Source organism: Pseudonocardia sp. TRM90224, from assembly GCF_021245725.1.
Classification (GTDB): domain Bacteria; phylum Actinomycetota; class Actinomycetes; order Mycobacteriales; family Pseudonocardiaceae; genus Pseudonocardia.
On record NZ_JAJGSX010000054.1, the window covers coordinates 42,314 to 50,073 of the forward strand.

Consider the following 7,760-nt stretch of genomic DNA (forward strand, 5'->3'; position numbering starts at 1 on the left):
GATGAGCTACCCGCGCATCGGTGTCAGCCTGCCGCATTTCGGCCCGCACGCCGGACCGGAGGGTGTGGTCACGGTGGCAAAGGCCGCTGAGCGGCTCGGATTCCACGCGGTCTCCGTGACCGAGCGGCTGCTCATGCCGGTCAGGGAGGACTGGGTCAACGACGCGAAGCTGCCCGAGTCGCACGTGTTCGACCCGCTCGAACTGCTCACCTGGGCTGCGGCGCACACCCGGCGGGTACGGCTGGCTACGGGGGTCGTGAACGCGATCTTCCAGTCGCCGATCCTGCTCGCGCGCCGGCTCGCCACCCTCGACCAGCTCTCCCACGGCCGGGTCGACGCGGGGGTCGGGCAGGGCGGCGGCAGCCGCTCCGCCGAGACCGGGTTCGCCATCCCCGAGGAGTTCCGTGCGGCGGGCGTGCCGATGAGCCGGCGCGGTGCGGGATTCGTCGAGCACCTCGCCGCAATGCGCGCGTGCTGGGCTCCGGACCCGGTGCAGTTCGAGGGCACCCACTATGTGATACCGCGCTCGACCGTCGGGCCGAAGCCCTACAACGGCACCATTCCGTTGTTGATCGGCGCGCTGCTGCCCAGCACGATCGAGCGCGCAGCGCGGATCGGCGACGGATTCGTCACCGTCGCGCATCCGCAGAACTGGGCTGAGATCCCCGGACAGGTCAGCTGCTACCGCAACGCCGGTGGCACCGGAACCGTCGTGCTCAACACCATCCAGCCCTTCGCGGATGCCGACATCTCCGCGGAGGCGTTCACCGATGCGGTGTTGACCGACGCTGCGAAGGCTGACACGGCCGGCGTCGATGAAATGCACATCACCTTGAACCTCGTCGGGGTTCATCCGGACCGCCAAGCCGAACTGCTGGAGGACCTCGCCGCTGACCTGAAGCTCACCGCTGCCGGCGGTCAGGAGCCGCGCAGGTAGGCGAGCACCGCGAGCACACGACGGTTGTCGTCGTCGGACGGCGGCAGATCGAGCTTGCCGAAGATCGACGCGATGTACTTCGTGACCGCGCTGCTCGAGAGGTGCAGCTGCGTGCTGATCGCGGCATTGGACCGGCCCTGCGCCATCACTTCCAGCACTTCCCGTTCCCGCGGTGTGAGCTGCGCGAGCGGAGCGCGACGGGAGCCGCCGGTGACGAGTCCGGCGATCACCTCCGGATCCATCGCGGTGCCGCCGTCCGCCACCCGACGAACGGCGTCGACGAAGTGGTCGTCGTCGAAGACACGATCCTTGAGCAGGTAGCCGACCCCGCCGGTGCCGTCGGCGAGCAGTTCGCGCGCGTAGAGCTGCTCGACGTGCTGGGAGAGCACGAGCACCGGCAGTCCCGGGACCTCACGCCGCGCGGCGAGCGCGGCGCGCAGGCCCTCGTCGGTGAACGAGGGCGGCAGCCGCACATCGACGACGGCGACGTCAGGCCGGTACTGCAGCAACGCATCCAGCAGCTGCGGTCCGGACTCGACGTCGGCGACCACGTCGAAGCCGTAGGAGCCCAGCAGGCGGTTCAGGCCGGACCGAAGGAGATAGAGGTCTTCCGCCAGGACAACGCGCACGGCACCTCCATCGTCACAACCGTTGGGCCGCCGGCCGGGCTGTCGATCACCAGCTTGCCGTCGAACGTAGCGAGCCGGCGGCGGACGCCGTCGAGCCCTGAGCCGGCGACCGGGGACGCCCCGCCCACACCGTCGTCGCTAACGGCGGCACGCAATACGCGATCGCGGTGGGCGAGCTCGATCCGCAGGTGCTGGGCGCGGGCGTGCTTCACGGAGTTGGTGACCACCTCCGCAACAGCGAAGTAGACGGCAGCGGCAAGCGGTGGTTCGGGCTCCCCATCGAGCTCGGCATGCACCGTGCTCTCCAACGGGGCGTCGAGCGCGAGGGCACGCACGGCGTCGGCGAGCCCACGCTCGGCGAGGACCGGCGGGTGGATGCCGCGCACGAGTGCGCGCAGCTCGCGCAATGCCGACGCGGCGGTCGTCCTCGCCTCGGCCACGAGCTCCTTGGCCGTGGCCGGGTCGCTCTCGAACAGCCGCTCCGCCGTGCGCAGGGTGATCCCGACCGCCACGATCCGCGCCTGCGCTCCGTCGTGCAGATCGCGCTCGATGCGGCTCAGCTCGGCGGCGCCGGCGTCGGTGGCATGCGCCCGGGTGGCGGCGAGCTCCTGCACGCGGCGGGTGAGCCTGGCCTTCGACGTCGGACGCAGCAGCAAGGCGCCGACCCGCCCGTGCACGCGCAGCGCCCACCAGGTGATGGACAGGTAGGCCGCGACGAGAGGTACTCCCACCGCGGGCGTCCACCACGGCCAACTCGACAGCAGCGGCCCGGTAACCGCCAGGAGCCCGCTGAGCCCGACCGCCATCGGCGCGCCGATCAGCACGGCGGTCGCCAGGGGCTGCACGACCACCAGCCACAGCAGGTCGCGCCACGTGGCCGGGTCGCGCAGCAAGTGGCCGGCCTGCTGGATCTGCGCAGCCATCTCATAGGAGGTGAACAGCCGCCTGCCGAGCCGGTAGCGGCCCTCGTCGTTGGGCACCAGCGGCTGCGGCGCCGGCCGATACGGCGTGTCGATCGCGATGCCGGTCCAGGCCACCATCATGCGTCGGTAGTGCTCGGGCAGTTGGCGTGCTCCCTGCGCCATCGAGACGAACGGGGTGACGAACCCGACCAGGATGCCCAACGCGCCGACCAGGATCAGCGCGCCGGACAGCACCCCGACCACCGCCCCGGCCAAGAGCTCCAGCCCCAGGCGGGCGCCCTGGGACTGCCGGCGCAGCACCTGGCCGGCTCGTCGCGCGTTCACCCGACCATTCTGGACTCTCGGGGCCGGCTGCGGAGGTGGAGAAAAGTGCACTCTTGCCGTGTACCTGAGTGGATTATCCGGCGGCCCCGCCGTTCGTAGCGTTGCGCACATGCCCACACCCGCATTGACACAGCACCCGCACCTCCAGGCCATCGTGCGGCTCATCCGCATCCAGCTGCCCACCGTGATCGTGCCGCTGGCGCTCTTCTACGGCCTGCGCTCGCTCGGGGTCGACCAATGGGCCGCGCTAGTCGTCAGCGGCATCGCCCCCCTCGTCGCGATCGGCCATCGGCTCATCACGAGCAACCACCTCGACCGCCTCGCCGTGTTCGTGCTCTTCTCGATGGTCGTCGGCACAGCAGTCTCACTGGTGGAGGGCGACCCACGAGCGCTCCTCGCCCGCGAGAGCTGGGGCACGGCCGTGATCGGCATCGGTTTCCTGTGGTCGCTGAGTCGCAGCCCCGTGCTGCTCACCGCGGCCGCTCCGTTCCTCGGGCCCGGTACCGCGGCCGCCTGGCGCGAGGCCTGGCAGCACGACGAGCGGTTCCGCCGCGGCATCCGCCTGGTGACGGCAATGTGGGGGATCGGGTTCCTGCTCGACTCCGCCCTGCGCGTCGTGCTCGCATACACCCTGCCGATCGACGTCGTGCCAATCGCGAGCGTCGCCCTCATCGTCGTGACGATCGTCGGCGCCAACATGCTCGGCAAGGCCATCGCCGGGCGCCACTTGGCCCGCAGCACGGGACTGCCGTCGACAGCCCGCTGACAGCGGCCCGTCGTAGCGTTGCGCAACTCGTCTGGCGGCGACCTCACGGCGGGGTATGAATCGTGTGACGACACCACCGGCTGAGCGAGGTCAGCCGCAACCGAAAGCCGGCCAGGAGATCAGAGCATGAACACCCGACCAGACGATTCAGCCGTCCAGATCGGCGTCCTCGCCCCGTTGACCCCGCCCGGTTGGGTCGAGGCCGGCCAGCACCTGCTCGCCGGGATGGAGCTCGCCGCCCGCGAGGTTAACGATGCCGGCGGGATCGACGGGCGACCGCTCGAGCTGGTCGTCAGGGACACCGCAGCCGATCCGCAGCGCGCCGCGGCGGCGGTCGACGAGTTGGCCGGCCTCGGCGTGGCCGCGTTGGCCGGCGAGTACCACAGTGTCGTCGCCCGCGCCGCTGCCACCAGGGCCGACGCGCTCGGCCTGCCGTTCCTCTGCTCCTCGGCGGTGCTCGACGCGCTCACCGAGGAGCCGACGGAGTGGGTCGCCCGGCTCGCCCCGGCGCAGTCGCACGGCTGGCGGATCTACGCCGATTTCCTGCTCGGCGCGGGCCACCGGCGCGTCGCCGTGGCGACCCAGCCGAGCGTCTACTGGGCGTCCGGGACCGGCATCCTGCGCGATCACCTCGCAGCACGTGGTGGCACCGTCATCGAGCTCGACGCGGCCACACGCACCCGCGAGCAGCTTTGCGACGAGCTGGTCGACAACCGTGCGACGGCCCTGCTCCTCCTGGTCGGGCACCCCGAGCCGGCAGTGCCGATCGTCGAGGCCGTCCGCCACGACAAGCGCCTGGTCGACATCTTGATCGGTGCTCCCGCCGGACAACCGGAGCTCGCCGGATGGGCGAAGCTGCTGAGCACCGACGGAACCGGGATCCCGTTCCTGCGCTACCTGCCCGAGCAGCTCGGCCCACTCGGTCGACAGGTCGAGGAGGCCCTTCACGAGCGGCTGACGACAACGCCGTCCTTCGTCGCCTTCGAGGGCTACGACACGGTCACCGTCCTCGCCGACGTGCTCCGTACCCACGGCACCGATCGGGGGCGCATCGCCGCGGCCTGGGAGCACATCGAGGTCCAGGGCACCCGCGGTCGGATCCGGTTCACCCGGCCGCCTGGCATGGGTGTCCACCAGTGGGCGTGGCCGGCGGTCCAGGTCGCAGATCGGGATCCTGCCGATCCCGATCGATTCCGGGTCCTCCACGCCGGCTGAGGTCGGTCAGTCGTTCCGGTCCGCCCCAGCCTGCAGGCGGAGCAGATCGCGGATCTCCTTGAGCAGCTCGACCTCCGTCGGCTCGGCCGGGCCTGGCTCCTCGCCGGACTTGCGACGCTCCTTGAGCCGGTTGAGCGGCAACACGATGAGGAAGTAGACGACGACAGCGACGATCACGAAGTTCAACGCGACGGTGATCAGGCCGGCGAAGTCGATGTAGGTCGACTCCTTCCCCGGCACGATCCGCACGCCGAGGGCCGGCGTTTCGGGCGGGGTCACCGCGTTCACCAGCGGTTTGACGATCTTGTCCGTGAACGCGCTGACGACCAGCCCGAACGCGGCGCCGATCACCACCGCGACCGACAGGTCGACCACGTTCCCGCGTAGGACGAAGTCCTTGAAGCCTCGCAGCATGCTTGCCCTCCCGATGATCCGACGCGGGCGGCACGCTACTGCCGACTGCATGCCACTGCTCACCCACCTCCTCGGGCCCACACGCTGGCGTGAGCCCACTCTGTCCGGATCGTGTGCACTTTCTTGACAGCACTTACTTTCGGTGGCACGGTCGCTGCCATGACGGATCACGAAGGCGGCGGTGTCGCGGTCATCGAGGACGCGGCGACGGCCGCGGTGGCGATCGACCCCGTGCGCGCCCGACTCCTCGCGGCGCTGCGGGAGCCGGGCTCGGCGGCGTCGCTCGCCGCCGGACTGGGCATGAGCCGGCAGAACACCAACCACCACCTCCGCGCGTTGGAGCGACACGGGCTCGTGGAGCTGGTCGAGGAACGACGCAAGGGCAACATGATCGAACGGGTGGTCCGCGCGACGGCAGGTTCCTACGTGATCTCGCCGCTGTCCTGGGCGATGGTCGCGCCCGACCCTGCGCGACAGCCCGACAAGCTGTCGGCTCAGTGGCTGCTCGCGGTGGCAGCGCGACTGCTGCAGGACGTGGGTCGGCTGATCACGAAGGCCGGCCGACGCCGGATCGCGACCTTCGCGATCGACGGGGAGATCCGGTTCGCCAGCGCGGCCGACCGTGCCGAGTTCGTCGGCGCGCTCGGCGAGTCGGTCCGCGAGCTGGTCGCCCGGTTCCACGTGCCGGACGAGCCGGGCGGCCGCACCCACCGGATCGTCGTCGCGCTGCATCCCACCGTGACGGAGGAGGACGAATGAGTCGCAAGTTCGAAGTGCGCCGGGAGGTGGTGCTGCCAGCCGCTCCCGAACAGGTGTGGCAGGCCATCGCGACGCCGGAAGGCCAGGCGGCCTGGTTCATGAGCCTCGACGACGAAAGCGCCGACACCCTGGTCAAGGCGGCCACCGAGGGGGAAGGCCGCCGATTGGAGATCACAGCCGGCACCCACGCGTTCGAATACATCGTGGAGGCCGGCAGCGGCGCCACGACCGTGCTGCGGTTCGTCCACAGCGGAGTGCTCGACGACGAGTGGGGCGACGAGTACGAGTCGATGACCGGGCACGGCTGGGACCTGTACCTGTTCACGCTGGGCGAGTACCTGAAGCACTTCCCGGGCCGCAGCAGCGTGTACGGCTCGGCGGAGGCACCGCCCGGGAGGGACGTCTGGGTGAAGCTGCTGGACACGCTGGGCGATCCGGCCGTCGGCGAGACCGTGCGGCTGCCCATCGGTGCCGGTGTCGTCGACCTGCGCAACGACCACTACCTCGGGATCCGCACCGGGAACGCACTCGTGCGCTTCCACGAACGCTCGAAACTCGGAATGCCCCTCGCCGTCGGGCACCACGACTACGGCCCGGGTGCCGACCCGGAGCAGATCGGCGCGACCTGGTCGGGCTGGCTGGCCACGACCGCCAACCACACGTCACGCGACAACTGAACGATCGAAACGGAGAACGAGGAAATGCCTGAGCTGGAGAAGCTGTCCCCCTTTCTGATGTACCAGAACGGCGAGGCCGAGGAGGCCATGCAGTTCTACACGAGCCTGTTCGACGACGGTGAGATCGTGCTGATCGAGCGTTTCGAGCCCGGCCAGGGCCCGGAAGGCAAGATCCGCACAGGGGTGATCCGGATCGCCGGCCGGCAGGTCCGGCTCTTCGACAGCCCGGTCCAGCACGAATGGGACTTCACCCCTGGAGTCTCACTTTTCGTGCGCTGCGGGTCGCGCGAGGAGCTGGACAAGCTGTGGGCGGCGCTGTCCGAGGGCGGTCGGGCCCACATGCCGCTCGACGACTACGGGTTCGGCGGACCGTTCGGCTTCACCGAGGACCGGTACGGCGTCTCGTGGCAGCTCATCTTCGAGAGCTGAACGCCGCCCCAACCGGAGCGGGCCGCGGCGGGTCATCCCCGTCGTGGAACGCACCGGGCACGTTCAGCACGAGACCGCACGGCCGGCCACCGAGTACGTGGCCCCGATGCGGAGATGGCCCGTCTACGTGATCTCGACGCTGCTGCCGATCCAGGTCCTGCTGTACGCGGTGACGAACGACGCGCTCGCGCAGCTCGCCACCGGCTCGGACGGCGGTCCCGACATGTTGCGAATCATGACGTACGTCGCTCAGGACATCGGGCTGGCGACTCAGGGGTGGGTCCTGATCCTGCTGATCCCGACCCTGCGACACCCACCGCGGGTGACGCCCGCCGGGCTGCGGCTCTGGCTGCACACGACGTCCGAGCAGGTCACGGTGCCGTGGGAACGGGTCACCGTGATCCGCAAGGGCTCGACCGGGATCGCCTTCGGCGGGCTGTTCGTGCACGTCCACGACCCGGACGCGCTGGCGGGCGGGAACACGGCGGCGCTGCGCCGGATCCGGCGCTCCATGCGGAGGTTCGGCGGCGCCCCGTTCGCTTGCGGGATCAGCACTACACCGCGCCGACTGCTCGAGCTGGACGCCGCCATCCGACACTTCAGCGGCGGACGGCACGCGTTGCGGCGCATCTGAGCGACCGATGATCGGATAGTGATCGACGGGCCGGATCGGGCTCTGGTTTGATC

Annotated in this window: 10 protein-coding genes; 7 read left to right on the plus strand and 3 right to left on the minus strand. The window is 70.2% G+C overall.

Translation table 11 applies throughout. The features are described 5' to 3' along the window. Position 1: 1 nt before the first annotated feature. Positions 2-937: a TIGR03619 family F420-dependent LLM class oxidoreductase gene (locus tag LL648_RS39130; protein WP_232668016.1), complete on the plus strand. Its 936-nt coding sequence runs from the start codon at positions 2-4 to the stop codon at positions 935-937. On the opposite strand, the gene LL648_RS39135 is transcribed toward LL648_RS39130, so the two are convergent. Together LL648_RS39135 and LL648_RS39140 are read right to left on the minus strand one after the other, a co-directional pair. Continuing rightward, entirely contained in the window at positions 919-1,566 is a 648-nt protein-coding gene (locus LL648_RS39135) for a response regulator transcription factor (protein ID WP_232668017.1), read from the minus strand. The two genes, LL648_RS39130 and LL648_RS39135, sit on opposite strands and share 19 nt — an antisense overlap. Then, positions 1,518-2,813: a sensor histidine kinase gene (locus tag LL648_RS39140; protein ID WP_232668018.1), complete on the minus strand. Its 1,296-nt coding sequence runs from the start codon at positions 2,811-2,813 to the stop codon at positions 1,518-1,520. Before LL648_RS39140 ends, LL648_RS39135 begins: the two co-directional genes overlap by 49 nt. Before the next feature lie 109 nt (positions 2,814-2,922). Between LL648_RS39140 and LL648_RS39145 the strand changes: the two genes are divergently transcribed. After that, positions 2,923-3,579, plus strand: a complete 657-nt coding sequence (locus tag LL648_RS39145; protein WP_232668019.1) for a VC0807 family protein — start codon at positions 2,923-2,925, stop codon at positions 3,577-3,579. Positions 3,580-3,705: 126 nt separating this feature from the next. After that, the gene (locus LL648_RS39150; protein ID WP_232668020.1) at positions 3,706-4,794 is read left to right on the plus strand and encodes an ABC transporter substrate-binding protein; all 1,089 of its coding nucleotides are present in this window, start codon (positions 3,706-3,708) and stop codon (positions 4,792-4,794) included. 6 nt (positions 4,795-4,800) lie between these two features. Here the strand turns inward: LL648_RS39150 and mscL are convergent, their stop codons facing one another. Next, positions 4,801-5,208: a large conductance mechanosensitive channel protein MscL gene (mscL, locus tag LL648_RS39155; protein WP_232668021.1), complete on the minus strand. Its 408-nt coding sequence runs from the start codon at positions 5,206-5,208 to the stop codon at positions 4,801-4,803. Between the two features lie 159 nt (positions 5,209-5,367). Here mscL and LL648_RS39160 point away from each other — a divergent pair, with 159 nt between their 5' ends. The 4 genes from LL648_RS39160 to LL648_RS39175 all read left to right on the plus strand — a co-directional run bounded on the left by LL648_RS39160 (position 5,368) and on the right by LL648_RS39175 (position 7,707). Continuing rightward, on the plus strand, positions 5,368-5,967 hold the full coding sequence (locus LL648_RS39160; RefSeq protein ID WP_232668022.1) for an ArsR/SmtB family transcription factor: 600 nt from the start codon (positions 5,368-5,370) through the stop codon (positions 5,965-5,967). Further along, positions 5,964-6,644 carry an SRPBCC family protein gene (locus LL648_RS39165; protein ID WP_232668023.1) on the plus strand — a complete coding sequence of 227 codons (681 nt, stop codon included), beginning with the start codon at positions 5,964-5,966 and terminating at the stop codon, positions 6,642-6,644. Before LL648_RS39160 ends, LL648_RS39165 begins: the two co-directional genes overlap by 4 nt. 24 nt (positions 6,645-6,668) lie before the next feature. Then, the gene (locus LL648_RS39170; RefSeq protein ID WP_232668024.1) at positions 6,669-7,073 is read left to right on the plus strand and encodes a VOC family protein; all 405 of its coding nucleotides are present in this window, start codon (positions 6,669-6,671) and stop codon (positions 7,071-7,073) included. 106 nt (positions 7,074-7,179) lie between these two features. After that, positions 7,180-7,707, plus strand: coding sequence for a hypothetical protein (locus LL648_RS39175; RefSeq protein ID WP_232668025.1), 528 nt, complete (start codon positions 7,180-7,182; stop codon positions 7,705-7,707). Positions 7,708-7,760: the final 53 nt, after the last annotated feature.